21 protein-coding genes and 2 tRNA genes are annotated in these 20,401 nt (G+C 46.7%); 11 read left to right on the forward strand and 12 right to left on the reverse strand.

Features of this window, described 5'->3' with window-relative positions; genetic code table 11:
* Nucleotides 1–36 precede the first annotated feature (36 nt).
* Nucleotides 37–1,017, reverse strand: coding sequence for a UDP-3-O-(3-hydroxymyristoyl)glucosamine N-acyltransferase (gene lpxD, locus ACYQZ0_RS08890; RefSeq protein WP_459776242.1), 981 nt, complete (start codon nt 1,015–1,017; stop codon nt 37–39).
* Between the two features lie 85 nt (nt 1,018–1,102).
* Here lpxD and ACYQZ0_RS08895 point away from each other — a divergent pair, with 85 nt between their 5' ends.
* Nucleotides 1,103–1,873 carry a glycosyltransferase family 2 protein gene (locus ACYQZ0_RS08895; protein ID WP_459776243.1) on the forward strand — a complete coding sequence of 257 codons (771 nt, stop codon included), beginning with the start codon at nt 1,103–1,105 and terminating at the stop codon, nt 1,871–1,873.
* Here the strand turns inward: ACYQZ0_RS08895 and ACYQZ0_RS08900 are convergent, their stop codons facing one another.
* Entirely contained in the window at nt 1,874–2,386 is a 513-nt protein-coding gene (locus tag ACYQZ0_RS08900) for a superoxide dismutase family protein (RefSeq protein ID WP_459776244.1), read from the reverse strand.
* A gap of 36 nt (nt 2,387–2,422) precedes the next feature.
* Here ACYQZ0_RS08900 and lepB point away from each other — a divergent pair, with 36 nt between their 5' ends.
* The 4 genes from lepB to ACYQZ0_RS08920 are packed head-to-tail and all read left to right on the forward strand — an operon-like array spanning nt 2,423 to nt 6,097.
* The gene (gene lepB / locus ACYQZ0_RS08905) at nt 2,423–3,196 is read left to right on the forward strand and encodes a signal peptidase I (protein ID WP_459776245.1); all 774 of its coding nucleotides are present in this window, start codon (nt 2,423–2,425) and stop codon (nt 3,194–3,196) included.
* Nucleotides 3,196–3,666 carry a 2-C-methyl-D-erythritol 2,4-cyclodiphosphate synthase gene (ispF, locus tag ACYQZ0_RS08910; protein ID WP_459776246.1) on the forward strand — a complete coding sequence of 157 codons (471 nt, stop codon included), beginning with the start codon at nt 3,196–3,198 and terminating at the stop codon, nt 3,664–3,666. The genes lepB and ispF overlap by 1 nt, the downstream gene beginning before the upstream one ends.
* A 22-nt stretch (nt 3,667–3,688) precedes the next feature.
* A complete protein-coding gene (trxB, locus tag ACYQZ0_RS08915) occupies nt 3,689–4,660 on the forward strand; it encodes a thioredoxin-disulfide reductase (RefSeq protein WP_459776247.1) in 972 nt (323 codons plus the stop codon).
* A gap of 33 nt (nt 4,661–4,693) precedes the next feature.
* Entirely contained in the window at nt 4,694–6,097 is a 1,404-nt protein-coding gene (locus tag ACYQZ0_RS08920; RefSeq protein ID WP_459776248.1) for an NAD(P)/FAD-dependent oxidoreductase, read from the forward strand.
* Here the strand turns inward: ACYQZ0_RS08920 and ACYQZ0_RS08925 are convergent.
* Nucleotides 6,072–6,770 (reverse strand): hypothetical protein, encoded by a 699-nt coding sequence (locus ACYQZ0_RS08925; RefSeq protein ID WP_459776249.1) that lies wholly within the window; start codon nt 6,768–6,770, stop codon nt 6,072–6,074. The genes ACYQZ0_RS08920 and ACYQZ0_RS08925 overlap by 26 nt on opposite strands.
* A gap of 70 nt (nt 6,771–6,840) precedes the next feature.
* Here ACYQZ0_RS08925 and ilvD point away from each other — a divergent pair, with 70 nt between their 5' ends.
* On the forward strand, nt 6,841–8,508 hold the full coding sequence (gene ilvD / locus ACYQZ0_RS08930; RefSeq protein WP_459776250.1) for a dihydroxy-acid dehydratase: 1,668 nt from the start codon (nt 6,841–6,843) through the stop codon (nt 8,506–8,508).
* Here the strand turns inward: ilvD and rfaE1 are convergent.
* The gene (gene rfaE1 / locus ACYQZ0_RS08935) at nt 8,482–9,456 is read right to left on the reverse strand and encodes a D-glycero-beta-D-manno-heptose-7-phosphate kinase (RefSeq protein WP_459776251.1); all 975 of its coding nucleotides are present in this window, start codon (nt 9,454–9,456) and stop codon (nt 8,482–8,484) included. The two genes, ilvD and rfaE1, sit on opposite strands and share 27 nt — an antisense overlap.
* An 11-nt stretch (nt 9,457–9,467) precedes the next feature.
* On the reverse strand, nt 9,468–11,318 hold the full coding sequence (locus tag ACYQZ0_RS08940; protein ID WP_459776252.1) for a GGDEF domain-containing protein: 1,851 nt from the start codon (nt 11,316–11,318) through the stop codon (nt 9,468–9,470).
* A gap of 28 nt (nt 11,319–11,346) precedes the next feature.
* Here ACYQZ0_RS08940 and ACYQZ0_RS08945 point away from each other — a divergent pair, with 28 nt between their 5' ends.
* The 4 genes from ACYQZ0_RS08945 (at nt 11,347) to ACYQZ0_RS08960 (ending at nt 15,085) form a co-directional block, all read left to right on the forward strand.
* Complete coding sequence (locus ACYQZ0_RS08945) at nt 11,347–12,708, forward strand: mannose-1-phosphate guanylyltransferase/mannose-6-phosphate isomerase (protein ID WP_459776253.1); 1,362 nt, start codon at nt 11,347–11,349, stop codon at nt 12,706–12,708.
* On the forward strand, nt 12,689–13,696 hold the full coding sequence (locus tag ACYQZ0_RS08950; RefSeq protein WP_459776254.1) for a DUF309 domain-containing protein: 1,008 nt from the start codon (nt 12,689–12,691) through the stop codon (nt 13,694–13,696). The genes ACYQZ0_RS08945 and ACYQZ0_RS08950 overlap by 20 nt, the downstream gene beginning before the upstream one ends.
* Nucleotides 13,687–13,763 (forward strand) — tRNA-Met (locus ACYQZ0_RS08955). The genes ACYQZ0_RS08950 and ACYQZ0_RS08955 overlap by 10 nt, the downstream gene beginning before the upstream one ends.
* Nucleotides 13,764–13,783: 20 nt before the next feature.
* Nucleotides 13,784–15,085 carry a peptidylprolyl isomerase gene (locus ACYQZ0_RS08960; RefSeq protein WP_459776255.1) on the forward strand — a complete coding sequence of 434 codons (1,302 nt, stop codon included), beginning with the start codon at nt 13,784–13,786 and terminating at the stop codon, nt 15,083–15,085.
* Here the strand turns inward: ACYQZ0_RS08960 and ACYQZ0_RS08965 are convergent.
* A complete protein-coding gene (locus ACYQZ0_RS08965; protein ID WP_459776256.1) occupies nt 15,082–16,797 on the reverse strand; it encodes an FAD-dependent oxidoreductase in 1,716 nt (571 codons plus the stop codon). The genes ACYQZ0_RS08960 and ACYQZ0_RS08965 overlap by 4 nt on opposite strands.
* A 15-nt stretch (nt 16,798–16,812) precedes the next feature.
* Nucleotides 16,813–18,120: an adenylosuccinate lyase gene (gene purB, locus ACYQZ0_RS08970; protein WP_459776257.1), complete on the reverse strand. Its 1,308-nt coding sequence runs from the start codon at nt 18,118–18,120 to the stop codon at nt 16,813–16,815.
* 63 nt (nt 18,121–18,183) lie between these two features.
* Between purB and ACYQZ0_RS08975 the strand changes: the two genes are divergently transcribed.
* Nucleotides 18,184–18,261: transfer RNA gene (locus ACYQZ0_RS08975), tRNA-Asp, on the forward strand.
* Between the two features lies 1 nt (nt 18,262).
* Here ACYQZ0_RS08975 and fliQ read toward each other — a convergent pair.
* From fliQ to ACYQZ0_RS09000, 5 genes are read right to left on the reverse strand one after another with little or no spacing between them, the layout of a single operon-like run.
* Nucleotides 18,263–18,532 carry a flagellar biosynthesis protein FliQ gene (gene fliQ, locus ACYQZ0_RS08980; protein WP_459776258.1) on the reverse strand — a complete coding sequence of 90 codons (270 nt, stop codon included), beginning with the start codon at nt 18,530–18,532 and terminating at the stop codon, nt 18,263–18,265.
* A gap of 10 nt (nt 18,533–18,542) precedes the next feature.
* On the reverse strand, nt 18,543–18,920 hold the full coding sequence (locus ACYQZ0_RS08985) for a hypothetical protein (protein WP_459776259.1): 378 nt from the start codon (nt 18,918–18,920) through the stop codon (nt 18,543–18,545).
* Entirely contained in the window at nt 18,920–19,942 is a 1,023-nt protein-coding gene (asd, locus tag ACYQZ0_RS08990; RefSeq protein ID WP_459776260.1) for an aspartate-semialdehyde dehydrogenase, read from the reverse strand. The genes ACYQZ0_RS08985 and asd overlap by 1 nt, the downstream gene beginning before the upstream one ends.
* An 11-nt stretch (nt 19,943–19,953) precedes the next feature.
* Entirely contained in the window at nt 19,954–20,166 is a 213-nt protein-coding gene (locus ACYQZ0_RS08995) for a hypothetical protein (RefSeq protein ID WP_459776261.1), read from the reverse strand.
* Nucleotides 20,091–20,384 carry a hypothetical protein gene (locus ACYQZ0_RS09000; RefSeq protein WP_459776262.1) on the reverse strand — a complete coding sequence of 98 codons (294 nt, stop codon included), beginning with the start codon at nt 20,382–20,384 and terminating at the stop codon, nt 20,091–20,093. Before ACYQZ0_RS09000 ends, ACYQZ0_RS08995 begins: the two co-directional genes overlap by 76 nt.
* Nucleotides 20,385–20,401 lie beyond the last annotated feature (17 nt).

The raw sequence follows: 20,401 nt of genomic DNA on the forward strand, positions 1-20,401 counted from the left end.
CAAAACCCAAGAGAACTATCGGGAATATATACTCCATCATTTTTTTAAGTTTCTGAAAAGTTCGGGAAGACGCAAGAGGTATAGGTAAATCCTCTTCCACCTGCTCCACTCAATTGCGGGAAGATTGGCACCGTAAGTTTTGTTAGGCTCCAAGTTATTGGCAACTCCGGACTTTGCTGTAACTATCACGTTATCCCCTATCTCAACGTGGTCCGCAACACCTACCTGCCCCGCAAGGATTACGTTCTTTCCGGTTCTTACACTACCCGATAGGCCGACCTGCGAGACGAGTATGTTATTCTCCCCTACCCTGCAGTTGTGGGCCACCATTACGAGGTTATCTATCTTCGTATTTTTCCCGATAACCGTTGTCTCAATAAGTGCCCGGTCAACGGTTGTGTTCGCCCCTATCTCAACGTTATCCTCAACGACAACGTTCCCTATGTGATTGAGCTTCTTTATTCCCTGAGGGGTTATGTGGTATCCAAAGCCGTCAGCCCCAAGAACTACACCGCTGTGAATCCTCACGTTCCTGCCTATAACCGTGTTCCTGTATATATGAACCCCGCTGAAGATAATGGTATTATCCCCTATAATGGTGTTATCCCCGATAAAGGTAAAGGGATAAATCTTGACGTTTCTCCCTATCTTGACGTTGTTCCCTATAACTACGAAATCCCCTATGTAGCTTCCAGCTCCAACCTCAACCCCTTCCCCTATTGACGCCTTATCCGATATACCGACGGGATGTTCTTCGGGGAAGAACTTCTCAAGGAACTGGACAAGGGCAAGCTTAACGTCTTTCACTTTAACATAGGGCTTTCCGTCTATATCTTTGTCCACAACGAGGAGGCTTGCCTTCCCCTTAGCCTTCTCTATATCCCTATCGCTCTGGCAGAATACGACCGTTTCTTCCTTTGGATTTTCGGGCGTTGAAATTCCCTTTATAACTCCCGAAGGGTCTCCCTTCAGCTCTCCCTTTACGGTTTCCGCAACCTCTTTAAAGGTTACATTCATTTTTTACTCTCCGCTTATTACAGAATCTTTAGAAGAAGTTCCTCAATTCCATTCCATAAGTTTAAGATAGCATAATAAGTATTCCATGCTTTCCGTTCTCATACGGGCAAAAAACGAAGAGAAGAATATAGGAAGAGCTATAAGAAGCGTTCTCGGACTTTCGGACGAGGTTATAGTTCTTGACGACCACTCAACGGATAGAACCTCGGAAGTTGCGAAGAGCCTTGGTGCAAAGGTTTACAGGCTTGAGGAAAAAATGAGCTACGCGGAAAAGCTGAATTACGGGATAGAACTTTGTAAAAACGAGTGGGTGATGGTAATAGACGCTGACGAGGAGGTATCGGAGGAGCTGAGGGAAAGTATAAGAAAGGAGCTTAAAAATCCGAGGTATGAGGCTTATAAAATTCCGAGGAAAACCTATTACCTCGGGGATTTTTTAAACCACGTCTGGTATCCCGAGTGGAGGCTCAGGCTCTTCAGGAAGGGAAGGGTTTTCTTTGAGGGTGAGGTTCACGAAAGAGCTATTGTTAAAGGAAGAGCTGGGAAGCTCAAGGGCGATTTATACCATTACTCCTTCAGAAGTTTAAAACACCAGTATGAGAAAAACATGAACTACGCAAAGATGATGGCCAAAGCTATGAAGAAAAGGGGAGAAAGGTTCAGAGCTTATAAGCTCTTCCTGAATCCCCTCTGGAGTTTCATCAAGCTTTACCTGTTAAAGCTCGGATTTCTTGACGGATGCAGGGGATTTCTCGCTTCCCTCTCGGTTGCCATTTACACTTTTCAGAAGTACGCTTTTCTCTTTGAACTTGAACTTAAAGAAAAATACCAAGGAGAACTCTGGAGGAGGGAGTGATTACTTTTTTATAACCCCGCAGGCTATACGCCTGCCAGCATTTCCCGCCGGATTTGACCTGTAGTCGTCTCCCCTCTCGTGAATAACTATGGCGGTTCCACCTTCCTTAAATAGGCTGTTCTTTTTACCCTCCTTTAGCGTAACGAAGGGGTTAAAAACGTGAACCCTGAGGTTTCCCTTTGAATCGGTAAATACATTTGGCATATCCCCTGCGTGGAAGCCTCTCGGGTTTAAAAGTCCGTGCTCCTTCCCGAAGGGGTTGAAGTGTCCCTTGGCACTTTTAAAGTCTGGGGGAATACAGCTTCCCCTTTCGTGTATGTGAAAGGCGAGTTCTCTGTTTGGCGGTAAGTTTGAGGCTTCTACTTTGAGAAGAACGCCATTTCCCGCATCAAGAAGCTCAACTTTTCCTATAACCTTACCCTCTCTGTTTATAAGTTCCGCATAGGCTTTTTCTATGGCAAAAGAAATGGTAGCCATAAGGCTTAGTCCCATAAAAAGGATTCCTCTTCTCATCTTCCCACCTCCTTTTAACCATTAAAATATCCTTCTATGAAAAAACAACTGATTGAGCTCATTCTCATAATAGGAGCTGTTCTCCTTATAAGGGAGTATTTAGCCCAGGCCTATAACATACCTTCCGCATCAATGGAACCCACGCTCCTCGTTGGGGACTTCATACTCGTGAATAAACTCGTTTACTCCCTATCCGAGCCCATGAGGGGGGATATGCTTGTCTTCAAGTATCCGAGAAATCCCGAGATAAGCTTTATAAAGAGGATTATCGCAAAAGGGGGGGATACCGTTGAGTTCATACCCCAATACGACGAAAAGGAAGACTTAATATACTACAAGGTTTCAGTAAACGGAAAGGTTTATGAGCTAGAGTATGAGGGAAAGGAGGAGCTAACCAGGGGAACCTGTTACAAGTTCAGGGAGACACTATACAGGGAGGACGGAGAGGTAATAAAGCATTATGTATGCTTCAGGAGAACTCCTTTCAAGCTCCCGGGGGTTGCATACAACGCAATAGACGAAAACTTATGCCTCAGATACAGCGAGGAGGGTTTCTGCACGAAGTTTGTCGTTCCCGAGAACAGCTACTTCGTTATGGGGGACAACAGGGATAACAGTCAGGACAGCAGGTTCTGGGGGTTCGTTCCCCGTGAAATGGTGATAGGAAAGGCCTTCGTAATATACTACTCCGGTGAGGTTCCTCCCCTCACGCCTGAAGACGTCACCCCCTTCACCGCGGTAAAGCAGATAATTTTAGCCCTTCTTAATCCCAGGTTTTCACGCATAGGAATACCATTAATTAATAAGTGATGGAGTTCAGGGTCGGCTTTGGGTTTGACTCCCACGAGTTTACCGAGAACAAGAAGTTAATACTCGGGGGTGTTGAGATAGATTTTCCTTACGGACTGAAAGGACACTCGGATGGAGATGCGCTCCTCCACGCGATAACGGACGCCATTCTCGGAGCTATAGGCGAGAGGGATATAGGGGAGCTCTTCAGCGACGAGGACAAAAGGTGGAAAAATGCCCCCTCGGAGATTTTCCTAAAGAAAGCCCTTGAGCTCATGAGGGAAAAAGGTTACGAGCTCTCAAACCTTGACTGCACCCTTATAGCCGAAAGGCCCAAGATTGCCCCTTACAAAGACAAAATAAGGGAGAACCTATCAAAGCTCATTGGCGTAGATAAGGATAGAATTTCCATTAAGGGAAAGAGGAGGGAAGGGTTTTGCAAGGAAAATGGGATAGTCTGCATGTGCACCGTGCTCATTTACAGGGCTTAAAATTTTTAAAGGAGGTAAGAAAATGGAAGTAAGTCTAAATAAACAACCCGATAAGGTTTACGACGTGATAATAATAGGAGCGGGACCCGCGGGAACGACCGCAGCTATATACACCGCAAGGGCGGGATGGAAAACTCTGGTTTTATACAGGGCTGAGGCGGACGGAGCTCTCGGCGTTACCCAGAAGATAGAAAACTATCCCGGCGTTCCGGGACCCCTTTCTGGCTATGAGCTTCTGAAGATAATGAGGGAGCAGGCAAAGAGCTTCGGTGCGGAATTTGTGAGGGGTAAGGTTATAGCGACAGACCTGAACAGCGACCCCAAGAAGGTTTACACGATAGACGGAAGGGAGTTTCAAGGGAAGACGATAATCGTAGCCTCGGGGGCTATGGAGAGGGCGAACAAGTTCAAGGGGGAAGAGGAGTTCCTCGGAAGGGGTGTATCTTACTGCGGTGTTTGTGATGCGGCCTTCTTCAAGGACCAGCCAGTTGCGGTTATAGGTGACGACGATTACGCAATAGAAGAGGCGGAGTTCATAGCCCGTTTCGCAAGCAAGGTTTACTTCGTCGTTCCCGGAAGCAAGATAAAGGCACCTCCCGAAGTTGTGGAACACTTCAAGAATATGGAAAACGTTGAGATACTCTTAAGGCACAGACCGATAGAGATAGTAGGTGACCAGGTAGTTAAGGGTGTTAAGCTGAAAGACCTACAAAACAAACAGGAGAAACTCCTTGAGGTTAACGGCGTATTCATATTCCTCGGGGGAACGAAGCCTTCCGTTGACTTCCTTATGGGACAGGTTGAGATGACGGAAGGGGACTGTATAGTGGTTAACGAGGAGATGATGACCTCCGTTCCGGGGGTTTTTGCGGCAGGAGATGTTCTGTGTAACGAGGTAAAACAAGCGGTTGTGGCTGCGGCTATGGGATGTAAAGCGGCACTTGCGGTTGATAAGTTCCTTAGCGGAAAGAAGAAGATAGTTCCCCAGTGGTAACGCCCTTTTTCTTTTTCCTTTAAACTAAACTCTATGAAAGTTGTTATCGTCGGAAACGGTCCCGCCGCAGCGAGTGCCGTTGAAGCCTTCAGAAAGGTTGACAGGGAAAGCGATATAGTAATCCTCTCGGACGAGGAGTTCCCCACCTATGCCCCCAACTGCATGGAAAACGTCATAAGGGACGACATATCAAGGGAAGCCCTCTTCTACAAAGGAGGAGAGAGATTTTACGAAAAACACAGGGTTGATTTCAGACCGAAAAAGGAAGTTGTTAGAATTGATAACAAAAGGAAGGTTGTTATAACCAAAGAGGGAGAGGAGATATCTTACGATAAATGTCTTCTCGCAGCGGGGGCTTATGCCTTCGTTCCCCCCATAGAGGGTGTTGAGCTTGAAAGGGTTACGACTGCAAAAAACCTATACGACGCATACAGGATAAGAAACTGGATTGTATCGGGTAAGGTGAGGAGTGCGGTAATAATAGGTGCGGGACCAATAGGCATAGAGGACGCCGAAACCTTAAGGCATCTCGGCCTTGACGTTACGGTAATTGAGGTTTTTGACAGGATACTTCCGAGAATGCTTGACAGACAGATGGGACGCATATACCAGAATCCCCTTGAAGAGGAAGGAATAAAATTCCTTCTTGAACACCAGGTAGTTGCCATTCACGGCAAAAACGGAGAGGTTGAAGCGGTTGAGGTAAAGAAAAGGGGAAGCGATAAAACTTTCTTCGTGAAGACGGATATGGTGATAGTCTCAACGGGTGTGAGACCCAGAACCTACCTCGTTGAGGGAACGGATATAGAAATCCATATAGATAAAAAACTGGGAAAGCCCGTAGGGGGCATACTCGTAAACGAGTATCAGCAGACGAGCGACCCCGACGTTTACGCTGCGGGGGATATAGCCTCGGGCGTTGATGCTTGGGGAAACCACAGGTGGATAGCCCTCTTCCCTCCGGCTCAGCAGTCGGGATACGTGGCGGGCTTTAATATGGCTGGAAAGAGGGTAAGAAACACGGGACTCGTTGATTACAACGCGGTAAAGACGAGAAGCGTAACCGCGGGAAGCGGGGGGCTATTTGAGGACGCGGAAGAGAGCTTCTTCCTTGAGTATAAGGAGTATCTCATAAAGGTATTCCTGAAGGAGGGAAAGGTAAGGGGATACCAGTTTGTGGGCGTTCCGAAGTTTCCGAAGCTAAATACGAGAAACCCACTCCTTAGGGCTTTCAGGATAAATACGTGGGAGGAGAAAGTTGCCTTTGATAAGGGGCTCGGACTTGAAGCCTCAGGAGTTCTATATCACTTCTTTTTGAGACTAAACAGGGAGTTTAAGGAAGTTCACAGAAAGCTTATAGAAAGGATGTTTTTAAGGGGGCTTGCGGACCCCCGAAAGGAGGTTCCCCTCTTTATACAAGAGGAAGTAGGAGTATAGCGAGAAGCGTAAAGGTTAAGGGGAAAGCCTCCTCCGTCTCTATGTCCCTGTATCCGTTTATCTCTTTCGGCTCTCCGAATATCACGTTTGGGAAGAGCTTAAAGCCTACCCAGTTCCAGGCTATCCACTCCGCCACAAAGATTAAAGCAAGGAGAAGATTACCCTTTATAAGCTCAACGTTCAGGAAAAAGGCGTAGGCGGGGGCTATAACGAGAGCGGAAACAAGAGCCAAGAAGAGTAGAGCGGAGAACTTTGGAAGGTAAGAACCTATTCCCGTAAGTTCCTTGAAGTTTAGAGGAACACCTTGTCTCTTGAGGTGGTAAAAGAGGAAGTGAATAACGGTAAGGGGAACCGCGAAAGCAAGTATAAAGAGGAGCATATTCTCAGTGTTTAGCCAAGAGAGAGAAACGGTAGCTACGAAAAAGTTAAAAACCCATTCCTCAACGCTTTGAACCTTAAAGAGCTTGTAGGTGTAAATTACGCTCGTTATAACAGCAAGAAGGGATAGGAGAAATCCCGCCTTACCAAGCCCTAAGCTCGCAAAGAAGAAGGCAAAGAAAACTAGGAAGGGAAAGAAGTAATCCCTACAGCTCTTGCAGTTCTCAAAGAAATACTCGGTTATGAAACTGAACGGAACAACGGGAATGCTGAGCATAGCCAGAAGCTTTATCATTCCCATACCTCCTTTTAGGAAGTTAATTATACCTTGACCCTACAACCTTAAAACACTTACCTTTATATACATGAAATACAGGAGTGATAAAGTAAAGAAGGGTATAGAGAGGGCTCCCCACAGGGCTCTCCTCAGGGCTTGCGGTCTTTCGGACGAGGATTTTGACAAGCCCCTCATAGGCATAGCGAACTCTTACATAGACATAATTCCGGGACACGTTCACCTAAGGGAGTTCGTAGAACCCATAAAGGAGGAGGTGAGAAAACTCGGTGGTGTTCCCATAGAGTTTAACGTTATAGGGGTTGACGACGGGATAGCCATGGGACACGAGGGTATGCATTACTCCCTTCCCTCAAGGGAGCTAATAGCGGACTCAATAGAAACGGTCGTTAACGCCCACCAGCTTGACGCGCTCATATGCATACCCAACTGCGACAAGATTGTTCCCGGAATGCTGATGGGAGCCCTAAGGGTAAACGTCCCCACGGTATTCATAAGCGGTGGCCCCATGCTCGCGGGAGAGGTTAACGGCCAAAAGGTGGACCTCATATCCGTATTTGAGGGAATAGGAAAGGTAAAGAAGGGTGAGATAACGGAACAGGAGCTTAAGGTTATAGAGGCATCAGCCTGCCCCACCTGCGGAAGCTGTTCGGGAATGTTTACCGCAAACTCTATGAACTGCCTAACCGAGGTTCTGGGACTTGCCCTTCCCGGAAACGGAACGATACTCGCTATAGACCCGAGGAGGGAAATCCTTGCGAGGAATGCGGTAAAGGCTCTATTTGAGCTCCTTGAGAAGGACATAAAGCCGAGGGATATAGTAACGGAAGAGGCCATAGACGATGCCTTTACCGTTGATATAGCTATGGGAGGTTCATCAAACACGATACTCCACCTCCTTGCTATAGCGAGGGAAGCGGGAATAGAGTATGACCTTGCGAAGATAAACGAGATATCAAAGAGAACGCCGACGCTCTGCAAGATTTCACCCGCGTCCCATTACCATATAGAGGACCTAGACAGGGTAGGTGGAATTCCTACGATAATGAAGGAACTTTCAAAACTGGGCGTTCTTCACACCGATAGGATAACCGCAAGCGGTAAGAAGCTAAAAGAAATAATTGAAGAGGCTCCCGAGCCGGACGGGGAGGTTGTTAGAACCCTTGATAACCCCTACTCAAGGGACGGGGGAATAGCAATTCTCTTCGGAAATCTCGCTCCCGAGGGAGCGGTTGTTAAGACCGCAGGTGTTGACCCTAAGATGCTCACATTTAAAGGTAAAGCCATATGCTTTGACTCCGAGGAAGAAGCTATAGAAGGTATCCTGGGAGGAAAGGTAAAGCCCGGACACGTTGTGGTTATAAGGTATGAAGGTCCAAAAGGCGGTCCCGGAATGAGGGAGATGCTATCCCCAACCTCAGCCATTATGGGTATGGGGCTCGGGGATAAGGTTGCACTTATAACCGACGGAAGGTTCTCTGGAGGAACGAGGGGAGCCTGTGTGGGACACGTATCCCCTGAAGCCGCAGCGGGAGGCCCGATAGGTGTCGTTCAGGACGGAGACGAGATACTCATAAACATTCCAAACAGGAGGCTGGAGCTCCTCATACCCGAGGAGGAGCTAAAGAGAAGGCTTGAGAACTTTAAGCCAAAACAGAAGGAGATAAAGAGCTCCTGGCTGAGGAGGTATGCGAAGCTCGTCACCTCCGCCTCAAGGGGTGCTATCCTTGAGGCTTAATTCCTCCTTCATTATTTTTATTTCCCTTAATAGTTTTTCGGGTGTAACGCTTGCAGTTCCGAACTCTCCCACAACTATGCCCGCACAAACATTTCCGAGCTCACAGCACTCCTCCCATGTAGCTCCTGCGGTTTTAAAAGCGGTTATTGAAGCTATCACCGTATCGCCGGCACCCGTAACGTCGTAAACCTTCCTCGCCCTTGCGGGAAAGTGTTTAACCTCCTTATCAAGAAAAAGGCTCATTCCCTTCTCCCCTCTCGTAACGATTAGGGTTTTCAGGCTAAGCTCCTCCTTTAATCTCCTTCCGAGGCTCTCAACCTCACCCTCCCCGGTCATGGCTTTAAGCTCTTTCTCGTTAGGGGTAACGAGGTCAACATTCCTGTAGAGATACTTATTCTTAGGTCTCGGGTCAACGCTTGTGAAGACTTCTTTTTTTAAAATTTCCTTCATTAATTCGTCCGTGATAACCCCTTTTGCGTAGTCGGAAACGATTACCGCGTCAACTTTTAGGTTTTTTACAAAATCCAGGATTTTTTCAAGGGCTTTTCCTCTTATTCTTTCCCTACTTTCCCAATCAATCCTCAGGAGCTGCTGGTTCATTGCGACGACGCGGGTTTTCTTCGTTGTCGGTCTTTCGTCCTCTACGGGAAAGAAGTTTATACCGCTCTCTTCACAGAGCTCTCTTATTATCCTTCCCCCCTCATCCTTTCCTATCACACCGCAGAGGTAGGTCTCTACACCCAGGGAGCTCAAGTTTTTCGCTACGTTCGCAGCACCCCCGAGTCTGAACTCCTCCCCTTCAACCTCAAGAATGGGAACGGGTGCCTCGGGGGAGACCCTCTCAACCCTTCCCTTTAGGTATGTGTCAAGTATGATATCACCCACAACGAGAATTCTTAAACTTGTCAGCTTCTCAAGGAGCTCTTCAACCCTTCTCAGGTCCAGCATAGGGAAATATCCTAATACTCTTCCTCCTGCCACATCTCGGGCTTGAACCTCACTACCCTGTTCCTTCCCTCTTCCTTAGCCTTGTATAGGGCAACATCTGCAAACTTGACGCACTGCCAGAACTTTCCGTTGCAGTCCTTCGGGAACTCGGAAACCCCTATGCTTACGGTCTTCCTGATAACCGTTCCGTTCGGTAGCTTTATGGGTGTCTCTTCAATCCTCTTCCTTATCTTTTCCGCAACCTGCTCTGCATAGCCGTCTTTTACGTCAGTGAGCAGAACGAGGAACTCCTCCCCTCCGTATCTTATGAGGTAATCGGACTTTCTTATTGACTCCTTTATGGCCTTTGCAACCTGTCTTAATACCTCGTCTCCCGCATCGTGACCAAAGGTGTCGTTAACCTCCTTGAAAAAGTCAACGTCAACCATAAGAACGCCTATGTTTGAGTTCCTCCTCTGGGCCTGAGCGACGAGTTTATCAACAATGTCCTCAAGAAAGCGTCTGTTGAAAGCTCCCGTAAGCTTATCTATGTAAGACTGCTTTCTCAGTTGCTCCATTAACCTCTTGGACTCAAGAACGGGGGAAGCCTCCCTCAGGTATCCCTTTATGTAGGGAATAATAAGCTTTATGAAATCCTTTATCTGCTTCTCGTAAACTATCTGAATAACATTCCCCACCTTGCCACCGACGTTTACGGGAATGCAGTAATAACAGAAGTTTTCCGCATTCTCCTCACACATAATGAAGTTAGGGCATATACACCTGAACTCCTCCGAATCAACATCCTGGCCCGTTCTCTTTGCCCTGCACTCTTCCGGCTTTTCAAAAATAACGTTCGCACACCAGGTATCCCTTCCCCTTACAGCTACCTTCTCTATCGTATTTGAGTCCGTGACCTCGTATATGGAGAACTTATCAAGGCTCATGTAATCGGAAAGAACGCTTTCTATCCTTCTGTAAACGTCCTCCTTCGTAGCGTCAAGCTCTATAGTCTTCTTAAACTGGGATATCCTCACAAGCTCGTCTATTATCTTTTCGGTATCCCTCACCTCGTTCTCGGTCTCCATGAGGTTGTATCCGAGGAGTGTGTAAACCTTCTCCCTTATGCTCCTCAATACTCCGTTCAGGGAGCTAACAACCTCGTTTATCCTATTTGCGAGGGGGAGAAAATCCCTCTCTACATTAGAGAGGTTTATCCTTACCCCGAAGTTCCCCCTCTCAAACTGGTTAAAGAGGTTCGTAATTTCCTGAAGGAAACTGCTCAGGGATTTGAAATTCTTCCAGACGATAAACAGGGAGATAAAACCAACAAGAGAGATTGTTCCCACAAGCGTTCCCCATACAAAAAGACCGAAGTTTCTGTAAGGGGTTATGTCCATGGTTATGGATATAGCTCCGAGGACCTCTCCCCTCTTTACGTTGTGGCACGCCATACAGTTTACCGAAGGTGTAGGCTCCGCCTTGTAAGGTATTACAACCCTGTAGAGAACCCTTTCTATGGACTCAATCAGTTCTTCCTTCGGTCTTCCGTAGGCGAGAACCTCCCTCTCTATCGTGTAAACGGGCTCCTCGTAATGTTTCCCCTTTCCGAACTGCCTTATTACAGCCTCTCCCCTCAGAACTCTAACCTCTTCAAGGTTTTCCATATCCATTATCTGGGCCAGAAATATATCCCTTTTATCCATTGCGTTTGTAAGCATAAGGGTTGTGAGGGAGCTTCTAACGACTTCCGCAACGGTGTAAGCCCTTTCCTTTGCGGGTTTTAATACCGATTTCCTTACCGAGTAAAAGCTAAAGGCGAAGATTACTATCAGGCTTATTCCCCATAGAATTATAAGCTTTATCCCGAAACTTTTGCTCATTTAAATACACCTTTATTAAAATTTAAACATGAAGGTATTTATATTAGGTGGGGGAAAGGGAACAAGGCTATGGCCTCTGTCAAGGGAGAACTTCCCGAAGCAGTTCATAAGGCTCTTTTCAAAGCATTCCCTCTTTCAGGAAACCGTGAGAAGGGCCCTGAGGCTCACCTCTCAGGAAGAGATTTTCGTCATAACGGGGGAGAGATACGAGTGGCTCATAAGGAGCGAACTTGAAGAGATAGGGGCTGAGAACGTAAACGTTGTAGTTGAACCGATAGGAAGGAACACAGCTCCCGCAATAGCCCTCGGAGTGAAAGAGCTCCTCAGGCTTGAAACACCTCCCAACGAGTGCGTTCTCGTTCTTCCCTCGGACCACCTCATAAGGAATGAGGAAGCCTTTAAAGATGCAGTTGAAAGGGGCAAAGAAGTAGCAAAAAGGGGGTATATAGTTCTCTTCGGAGAAAAGCCCACCTATCCTGAGACGGGATACGGCTATATAAAGCTTTTTAAAGAAATTGAGAACGGCGTTTACGAGGTTGAGAGATTTGAGGAAAAACCCAATTACGAAAGGGCAAAGGAGTATGTAAAAGACGGAAAACACCTCTGGAACTGCGGCATATTCCTCTTCACCCTTGAGAGGATAGTAAGGGATTACTCGGAACATATGCCCGAGGTGAACCTTAACCTGAAGCTTGAGGAGTTCAGAAGAGCTTTCCAAAGTTTTCCCGATATCTCCTTTGACTACGCAATTCTTGAAAAGACGAAGAAGCTTGCGGTCGTTAAGATGGAAGCGGGCTGGAGCGATGTAGGTTCCTGGAAGGCGGTTTACGACAATATGGAGAAGAACGGGAAGGGAAACGTTGTTATAGGGGACGTTGAGGCGATAGATACGGAAAACTCCCTCTTACTTTCTCAGGGGAAAAACCTGATAGCCTGCGTCGGGCTTGAGGACTTCGTAATAGTTGGAACGGAAGACGCAACCCTCATAATAAGGAAGGAGGAAGCCCAGAGGGTAAGGGACATAGTAAAACACCTGAAGAAAAAGGGAGACGAGAGGGCCTTAGAACACATAACGATATTTACACCCTTCGGGAGCATAACGAAGCTTGAAAACGGGGAGAGATACAGGATAAGGAAACTTGTCATAAAGAAGGGGAAGGACATACCCCTCAGGATGCACCACCACAGAACGGTTCACTTCATAATACTTAAGGGAACTGCAAAGGTGAGGATTAACGGAAGCGAGAGGTTTTACCACGAAAATGAAAGCTTCTTCATACCAAAATCAACACCCTATAAAATAATTAACGTCGGAAGGATACCTCTTGAGATAATAGAGGTTGAAAGCGGAGAGTATTTGGGAGAGGACGATGTTGAAATACTTGAATGAGAAGTTCATACACTATATGGCGGAGTACTTCCTTGAGTTTGAAAAAAGGAAGGAGTATTACAAGCTTGCAAACAACCTGCTCAATTCCTACCAGAAGGGGAAGAAGTTCAACAGAAGCCTCCTGAAAAGAGTAAAGGAGAGCCTTAACCTGTGGATAGATAACCCTAATCAGATACAGGTTTACGCGAGGTTCTTAAACGGAATAGAGAAGGAGGGCGTCAAAAGCTTCGGCGAAGCCATAGCGATAGTCCCCCTCATAAACAACTACAGGGAGCTCTGGAGGGAGATGGAAAGCTCCGAAAACAAACCCCTCTGGTTAAAGGAGTATGTGGAAAAGCTAACCGTCTGTGAGATATGCACACGGGGACTTGAAGGGGAAGAGTTCTTTAACTGCCTTACCCAAAATGTTGATTTCTTAACCGCTACCCAGGTTGCCAATCTCTTTTTCAACGAGGTATTCTTACCCCTTAACGAGGAGATAGCGAAACTCCTTAACATCTCAAGCGAGAACTACTTTGAGGTTATAAAGAGACTCAAAGGAGGAGACCTCAGGAAGGTTTACGCATCCCTTTACGTCCTTCTCCAGAGGGATAACGTAAAGATTAACCATGTGAAGAGACTTCTCGGTATAAGCAGGGAAAAAGAACTTCTGAAAGAAGCTTCATACCTCTGGAACACGGGAGAGTATTACAGGGCACATGAGATTTTAGAAGAGGTTTGGGGACTTTTTAAGAATGAGGAAATAAAGAAGTGCTACAGGGGGCTTATAAGGGCTGCCATAGCCCTCCACAGACTAAAAGAGGGAAAGGTTGAGTCCGCCACAAACGTTATAAAACAGGCTTTGATGGATATGGTTGATTGTCCCGAGAACTTCAGGGGGATAAATCTCGGTGAGATAAGGGCTTACCTTGAGGAAGTTCTTGGAACGAAGGAGCTTGGCAACGTTCCCGAGTTTAAATATAATATTAAATCTGAGGAGGCGGCGTAGCTCAGCTGGTCAGAGCGGGGATCTCATAAGTCCCAGGTCGGAGGTTCGAGTCCTCCCGCCGCCACCAAATCCCTTAAAATCTTCTCTATGTTCGGTTTAATACACAAACACAAGAGAATAGCGATTGCCTTTATAGCGGTCGCATCCTTCTCCTTCCTCTTCTGGATGTTCTCCGTCTCCGACATAAGACAGATGCTCTCGGGAAACCCTTGTGTTGCAACCGTTAAAGGCGAGTGCATAACCGTAAGAGAGTTCAGGTTTGAGCTTCTGAAGTTTGCGGGACTCCTTGACAGGGAGGGAATGAGAGAGGTCGTTAAGAACTTCGTCCTCTCTTCCCTCATAACCCGTGAGGTCTTATACCTAAAGGCTAAGGAGCTCGGCCTTTACGTATCCGACGAGGAAATTCTTGAGGAGATAAAGAAGATGGAAGAGTTTAAAGAAAACGGGAAATTCTCGGTGGAAAAATACAGGGAAATACTCCAAAGGCTCAACATAACCCCCGAAGAATACGAGGAAATACTCAGGAAAAGCCTTATGGCACTCAGGGTAAATAAACTCGTCGAATTTGGAACTTACGTCCTCCCCGAAGAGCTTGAAATTCAGAAAACATTTGAGAGTGCGTTAATCAGCGGAAAGCTATATCTGGTAAGACCTAAGGACGTAAAGCTTGAGTATGAGCCGACTGAAGAGGAGATAAAAGCCTATTACGAAAAGCATAAAGAGGCGTTCAGAGAAAAGAGCGAAAAACTGTATTACGTCTGGGAGCTAAAAGATAAGGAGAAGGTAAAAGAGATTTATAAGGCTATCAAAGAAGGTAAAATTCCCGAGGGTTATACAAAGCCCCCGGAAAAGTTTAAGGAAACCCTTGAAAAATTAAAGGAAGGGGAGGTTAAAATCCTAAAGGATAACGGAACTTATTACGTCCTTTACTACAAAGGCGTGAAAGAGGGAAGATTGAAAAGCCTTGAAGAGGTGAAGGAAGAGATAAAGAAAAGACTCGTTGAAGAAAAAAAGAGGGAAAAGCTCAGGGAATACGCGGAAAAATTAATGGAAAAACTGAGAAAGGAAGAGAAGGTTGAGATAAAGCCCATAAAGTTTGAGAAAGAAGACTTTGATGGTCTTAGAAGGATTATGAACCTCGGAAACAGGGATATTCTCTTAATACTCTTTGGAAAGGATATGGTGAAGGGTGTTTATCCCGTATTCGGGGGATATGCCATTCTCGTTGTTGAAAAGGTAGAACACAAAGAGCTCGGAGAGAGGGAGCTGAAGGAAATAAAGGAAAGGATTAAAGGAACAAAATCTGAGGACCTTACCCGTCTTCTCGTTAACAGGTTGGTAGAAAGATACGGGGCAAAGGTGAACAGGGAGCTGATTGATAGGTTTTAATACTTCCTTTCCTCTGGTTTATACTTCGTTATTCTTACGGGAATGTACTCAAGTTTGAGCTCTCCCCTCTCGTCGTAGTAAACGAGGGAGTGTTTCAGGAAATTCTTGTCGTCCCTTTTTGGATAATCCTCCCTTGAGTGTCCTCCCCTTGATTCCCTTCTGTGGAGTGCGGAGTAGGCAACAACTCTTGCGAGCTCAAGCATATTCCTGAGTTCCATAACCTCTATGAGGTTTGTGTTGAATACCCTTCCCTTATCAACCACGGGTATGTTTTCCCATCTTTCCAGGAGTTCCGAAAGCTCCTCGTAGGCCTCCTTTAAGGATTTTTCATCCCTGAATATGCCGACCTTGCCCCACGTTATCTCGCCCATCTGTGCCCTTATATCCGCAAGACTTTCTTTCCCCTCTCTCTTGAGTAAAGACTCGACGTATTCCTCTCCCCTTCTCGCTTCGCCCTCGCTCACGGGAGCAAAATCGTTATTCTTAACGAATTCCCTTACCGCCATACCGCAGTACTTTCCGAAAACTATTAGCTCCGTTAAGGAGTTTCCGCCGAGCCTGTTTGCCCCGTGAACCGATACGCAGGCACATTCTCCTACTGCATAAAGCCCTTTCAGGGGAGTCTCGGAAGTCCTGTAATCAACTACGTGAATGCCTCCCATGCAGTAGTGGGCAGATGGTCTTATGGGAACGAGGTCCTTTACGGGGTCCACACCCTCAAAGTCTATGGCGAGCTGTCTCACCTGAGGTAGTCTTTCGTTTATTTTTTCCTCACCGAGGTGTCTGAGGTCAAGGTAAACGTAAGCTCTCGCCCCTTCACCTACTCCCCTTCCTTCCCTTATCTCCGTTTCTATAGCCCTTGAGACAATGTCCCTCGGGGCGAGCTCCATCTTATCGGGTGCGTATCGCTTCATGAAGCGTTCCCCTTCCCTGTTTAAGAGGTATCCACCTTCACCTCTGCAGGCTTCCGAGAGGAGTATTCCCGTCTTTGCGAGACCCGTCGGGTGGAACTGGATAAACTCCATGTCCTTTAGCGGAATACCCGCTCTGAGGGCTACCGCTTGACCGTCTCCCGTGTTTCCTATGGCGTTCGTGCTCCTGAACCAGTATATACGTGCAAAACCCCCCGTAGCGAGAACAACCGCCTTAGCCTGAAGGAATAAAACCCTCCCGTTCCTTATGTCGTAAACGGAAACCCCCTTAACCCTTTCCCCGTCGTGAACGATATCAAGGAGGAAGTACTCGTTGAAGAAGGTTATGTTATCCCTCGCAAGTGCCTGTTCAAAGAGCGTGTGTAAAAGGACGTGTCCAGTCTTGTCCGCTGCAAAAACGGTTCTCGGGAAAGATGCTCCCCCGAAGGGTCTCTGGGCTATTCTCCCGTCGGGAAGCCTTGAGAAGGGAACACCCCATCTATCAAGCTCGTATATTATCTCAGGAGCCTTTTCGGTCATGAAGAAAACCGCGTCCTGGTCCGCGAGGAAGTCTGAGCCCTTTATCGTATCGTAAGCGTGAACCTCGGGGCTGTCGTCGGGGATAACGTTCCCGAGTGCTGCGTTCATACCCCCCTGTGCCGCACCCGTGTGGGAACGTGTGGGGTAAACCTTAGAAACGAGGGCAACCTTTAAGTTTTCGTCCTTTGCAATCTCAACCGTGGTCCTGAGACCCGCACCGCCACCGCCGATAACTACAGCGTCAAACTTCTCCACAAGCATAGCTTTATTATAAAGTTAAGAACTTCCGAAAACCTTTTTATAGACGTAATCCCTGTTTTTAAGAAACTCCCAAGGGTCTAAGGCCTTCTCTATCTCCTCTTCAGTTAGGTATTTTCTCACCTCTTGGTCCTCAAGGAGTGTTTCCTTAAAGGTTTTATCGCTCTCCCACGCCCTCATCGCACACCTCTGAACGATATCGTAGGCGTAATCCCTTGAAAGTCCTTTTTTTGTAAGGAGAATGAGAATCTTTGAAGATGCGTAAAGCCCCTTTGATAGCTCCATATTTTTCCTCATTCTCTCCTTATTTACCACAAGCCCTTTGAGTATCTCGTGGAAGAGGTTGAGTATGTAATCAAGGGCTATAAAGGAGTCGGGAAGTATAACTCTCTCAACGGAGGAGTGGGATATATCCCTCTCGTGCCAGAGAACTATATCCTCCATAGCGGGAATTGAGTTTGCCCTTATCACCCTCGCAAGCCCGCATATCCTTTCCGAGTGTATGGGATTCTTCTTGTGGGGCATTGCGGAAGAGCCCCTCTGTCCCTTTGTAAATGGTTCAAGAACCTCAAGGACTTCAGTCCTCTGGAGGTGTCTTATCTCGGTTGCAAACTTCTCAAGGGAGCTCGCTATAAGCGAGAGGGTTGTGAGGAGGTGGGCGTGCCTGTCCCTGTGGACTATCTGGGTAGATGCGGGCTCTATCTTAAGTCCGAGCTCCTCAAGGGCTAACTTTTCAACCTCTGGAGGTATGTTTGAGTAGGTTCCGACAGCCCCCGAGATTTTTCCGTAAAGGATGTTCTCCCTCGCTTGGAGGAGTCTCTCCTTGTGTCTCCTCATCTCGTCATACCATACGCACATCTTCAAACCGAAGGTGTAGGGCTCCGCGTGAACCCCGTGGGTTCTACCCATCATGAGGGTGTCCCTGTGTTCAAAGGCGAGCCTCTTTATCTCCTCCATAACCTTCTCTATATCCTTCAGGATTAGGTCAATCGCCTCCCTTATCAAAAGGGCTAAAGCGGTATCAACAACGTCCGAAGAGGTGAGGCCCATGTGTATATACCTTCCCTCTTCCCCTACCTGTTCTGCTATTACTGAAACGAATGCGAGAACGTCGTGCTTGAATACCTTTTCCTTTTCTTTAATCCTCTCAACGACTTCCTCGTCAACGTAGGTCTTTTCCTCTATCTTCTTGAGGGCGTCGTCGGGAATCTGCCCGAGCTTATTCCAAGCCCTGCATACCGCTATCTCAACGTCAAGCCACTTTTTGAACTTATTCACCTCGCTCCATATTTGCCCCATCTCCTTTCGGGTGTATCTCTCAATCATAGGAAATAGGATAACTTATCTCTTGATTTCGGAAAGGAAGGGGATTATAATATTACTCTGGCTGGAGCGGTAGTTCAGCCCGGTCAGAACGCCGGCCTGTCAAGCCGGAGGTCGCGGGTTCAAATCCCGTCCGCTCCGCCACTTACCTTATCCATATCGGAATGTTTACGAATATCTCCTTTGCAAAATCAACGAGCTTCATTAACATCCATCCTCCAAGAAAGAATATAACGAGGAAGGCTGTTATAACCTTCGGTATATAGGCAAGGGTCATCTCTTGAATCTGGGTAGCGGCCTGGAGTATGCTCACTACAAGACCCACGAAAAAGGTAGCGAGTAAGACGGGCATGGAGAGAAGAAGTGTCATCTCAAGGGCTCTCTGGCCTATTGAGACGATTAAATCTTGGTCCATAAAATTAAGGTTAACAGGTGAAGTTTCCTATTTCACTCCCCGTTTTCTTCGGAATCGGCGTTCTCCCGAAAAGCATACTCTCAAGCTTCTTAACGTCTGTCTCGGAAAGGGGTGTAATTATTAGGGTGTAGTTTTCGCCCTTTTGGGTTTCCACCTTCAGGTCTCCCCTTTCCCCCACCTTTACATCTCCCCCTCCGTTCATAAAACCTACCGAGAGGGAGAGGGTTAAAAAGTTCGGCTCGTCAATTGAAAGAATAGGTTTTTCAATATCCCGGTCTATAATTAGGAATGTGCAAAGGGCAAGACCAACGCGGAAGAGGTTTTCCGCGGTAAGGGGGTAGTTTCCGGGAATTCCCGTTATTCTGTTTCCCGTAAAAATAACAGCCATCAGATTAAGCACTCTTTTACTAATAGCTCCGCTATCTGGACCGCGTTAGTTGCAGCACCCTTCCTTATGTTATCCGCAACGACCCACATGGAAAGCCCCGGCTCAAAAGCCCTGTCCTTCCTTATTCTTCCCACAAAGACCTCGTCCCTTCCTTCCGCTATAATAGGCATGGGATACTCGTTGTTTTCGGGATTGTCCACAACTATAACACCGGGAGCTTTTCTTAAAACCTCCCTTGCCTCTTCGGGGGATATCTCCCTTTCAGTTTCAATGGAAAGGCTCTCGGAGTGTCCGTAAAACACGGGAATCCTCACACAGGTTGCGGAAACCTTTATATTCTCGTCGTGCATTATCTTTCTCGTCTCGTAAAGCATTTTATTTTCTTCCTTCGTGTATCCGTCCTCAAAGAAAACGTCTATGTGGGGCAGTGCGTTGAAGGCTATCTGGTGGGGAAATTTCTGGGCTTTTGGCATTTCCTTCCCTTCACACCAAGCTTGTGTCTGAGTCTTTAAATCCTCTATAGCCTTCGCTCCCGCTCCCGAAACAGCCTGATAGGTTGACACAACGACCCTCTTTACACCAGCGACGTCGTATATGGGCTTGAGAGCGACAACCATCTGAATTGTTGAGCAGTTCGGATTCGCTATTATGTTTTTCTTCTTAAAATCCCTCACGTCTTCGGGATTCACTTCGGGAACAACGAGGGGAACGTCGGGGTCCATCCTCCAAGCAGAAGAGTTATCTATTACAACGACGCCGTCTTTTGCAAACTTTGGGGCCCACTCCTTACTCGTTGAGCCCCCGGCGGAAAATAGAGCTATATCTATACCCTTAAAGGAGTTTTCCTTATTCAAAGCCTTTACCCTGTACTCTTTCCCTCTAAAAGTTAATGTTTTCCCTTCGGAACGCTCGGAGGCGTAAAGGACGAGCTCATCAACGGGGAAGTTCCTCTCTTCAAGAACCTTTAAGAAGGTCCTTCCTACCTCTCCCGTAGCTCCTACTATCGCAACCTTATAACCCATAAGAGTTAATTTTATAAGAGTCCGCATTTTTTCAGGATAGCTTCAAGCTCTTTGTCGGTTTTAGCCCTTTCCCTGAGAGCTTCAATAAGCTTTCTGAGCTTTCCTTCTCTCTCAAGATAATCAATCGTTTCATCTTTTGCTTTTCTTATTATCGTCCTTCTGTCCCACCAGCAAAGGCTATAACGCTTGCGGTTAACGTCGTGAATATACCAGTTATTATCCACAAAAACGTATATAGCTGGTCAAAGCGCTTGTCTATAAACTCAAACCTTTTATTCATATCCTCTCTCAGCTCTGTAAATCTTTTGTCAGTCTGTTCCATAAAGGTTTTTAAGGTTGCTTTGATTTCCGCAACGTCCTTTATGAGTTGTTTTTCTTCCTGAGGAGTAAATGGAAAACTGAGACTCACAAAAAGAAAAAGTATTACAAACAGTCTGGCCATACTTATTAGTTTAAGGC

This window comes from Aquifex pyrophilus, from assembly GCF_054656935.1.

Bases quoted from the DNA above. Each gene is read 5' to 3' on its own strand.
- ACYQZ0_RS08925 (WP_459776249.1), bottom strand. From the start codon at position 6,770: ATGATAAAGCTTCTGGCTATGCTCAGCATTCCCGTTGTTCCGTTCAGT.
- lpxD (WP_459776242.1), bottom strand. From the start codon at position 1,017: ATGAATGTAACCTTTAAAGAGGTTGCGGAAACCGTAAAGGGAGAGCTG.
- fliQ (WP_459776258.1), bottom strand. From the start codon at position 18,532: ATGGACCAAGATTTAATCGTCTCAATAGGCCAGAGAGCCCTTGAGATG.
- ACYQZ0_RS08985 (WP_459776259.1), bottom strand. From the start codon at position 18,920: ATGGCTGTTATTTTTACGGGAAACAGAATAACGGGAATTCCCGGAAAC.
- ACYQZ0_RS08920 (WP_459776248.1), top strand. From the start codon at position 4,694: ATGAAAGTTGTTATCGTCGGAAACGGTCCCGCCGCAGCGAGTGCCGTT.
- ilvD (WP_459776250.1), top strand. From the start codon at position 6,841: ATGAAATACAGGAGTGATAAAGTAAAGAAGGGTATAGAGAGGGCTCCC.
- ACYQZ0_RS08940 (WP_459776252.1), bottom strand. From the start codon at position 11,318: ATGAGCAAAAGTTTCGGGATAAAGCTTATAATTCTATGGGGAATAAGC.
- ACYQZ0_RS09000 (WP_459776262.1), bottom strand. From the start codon at position 20,384: ATGGCCAGACTGTTTGTAATACTTTTTCTTTTTGTGAGTCTCAGTTTT.
- ACYQZ0_RS08950 (WP_459776254.1), top strand. From the start codon at position 12,689: ATGTTGAAATACTTGAATGAGAAGTTCATACACTATATGGCGGAGTAC.
- purB (WP_459776257.1), bottom strand. From the start codon at position 18,120: ATGATTGAGAGATACACCCGAAAGGAGATGGGGCAAATATGGAGCGAG.
- ACYQZ0_RS08960 (WP_459776255.1), top strand. From the start codon at position 13,784: ATGTTCGGTTTAATACACAAACACAAGAGAATAGCGATTGCCTTTATA.
- ACYQZ0_RS08965 (WP_459776256.1), bottom strand. From the start codon at position 16,797: ATGCTTGTGGAGAAGTTTGACGCTGTAGTTATCGGCGGTGGCGGTGCG.
- ACYQZ0_RS08900 (WP_459776244.1), bottom strand. From the start codon at position 2,386: ATGAGAAGAGGAATCCTTTTTATGGGACTAAGCCTTATGGCTACCATT.
- ispF (WP_459776246.1), top strand. From the start codon at position 3,196: ATGGAGTTCAGGGTCGGCTTTGGGTTTGACTCCCACGAGTTTACCGAG.
- ACYQZ0_RS08945 (WP_459776253.1), top strand. From the start codon at position 11,347: ATGAAGGTATTTATATTAGGTGGGGGAAAGGGAACAAGGCTATGGCCT.
- trxB (WP_459776247.1), top strand. From the start codon at position 3,689: ATGGAAGTAAGTCTAAATAAACAACCCGATAAGGTTTACGACGTGATA.
- ACYQZ0_RS08895 (WP_459776243.1), top strand. From the start codon at position 1,103: ATGCTTTCCGTTCTCATACGGGCAAAAAACGAAGAGAAGAATATAGGA.
- lepB (WP_459776245.1), top strand. From the start codon at position 2,423: ATGAAAAAACAACTGATTGAGCTCATTCTCATAATAGGAGCTGTTCTC.
- rfaE1 (WP_459776251.1), bottom strand. From the start codon at position 9,456: ATGCTGGACCTGAGAAGGGTTGAAGAGCTCCTTGAGAAGCTGACAAGT.
- asd (WP_459776260.1), bottom strand. From the start codon at position 19,942: ATGGGTTATAAGGTTGCGATAGTAGGAGCTACGGGAGAGGTAGGAAGG.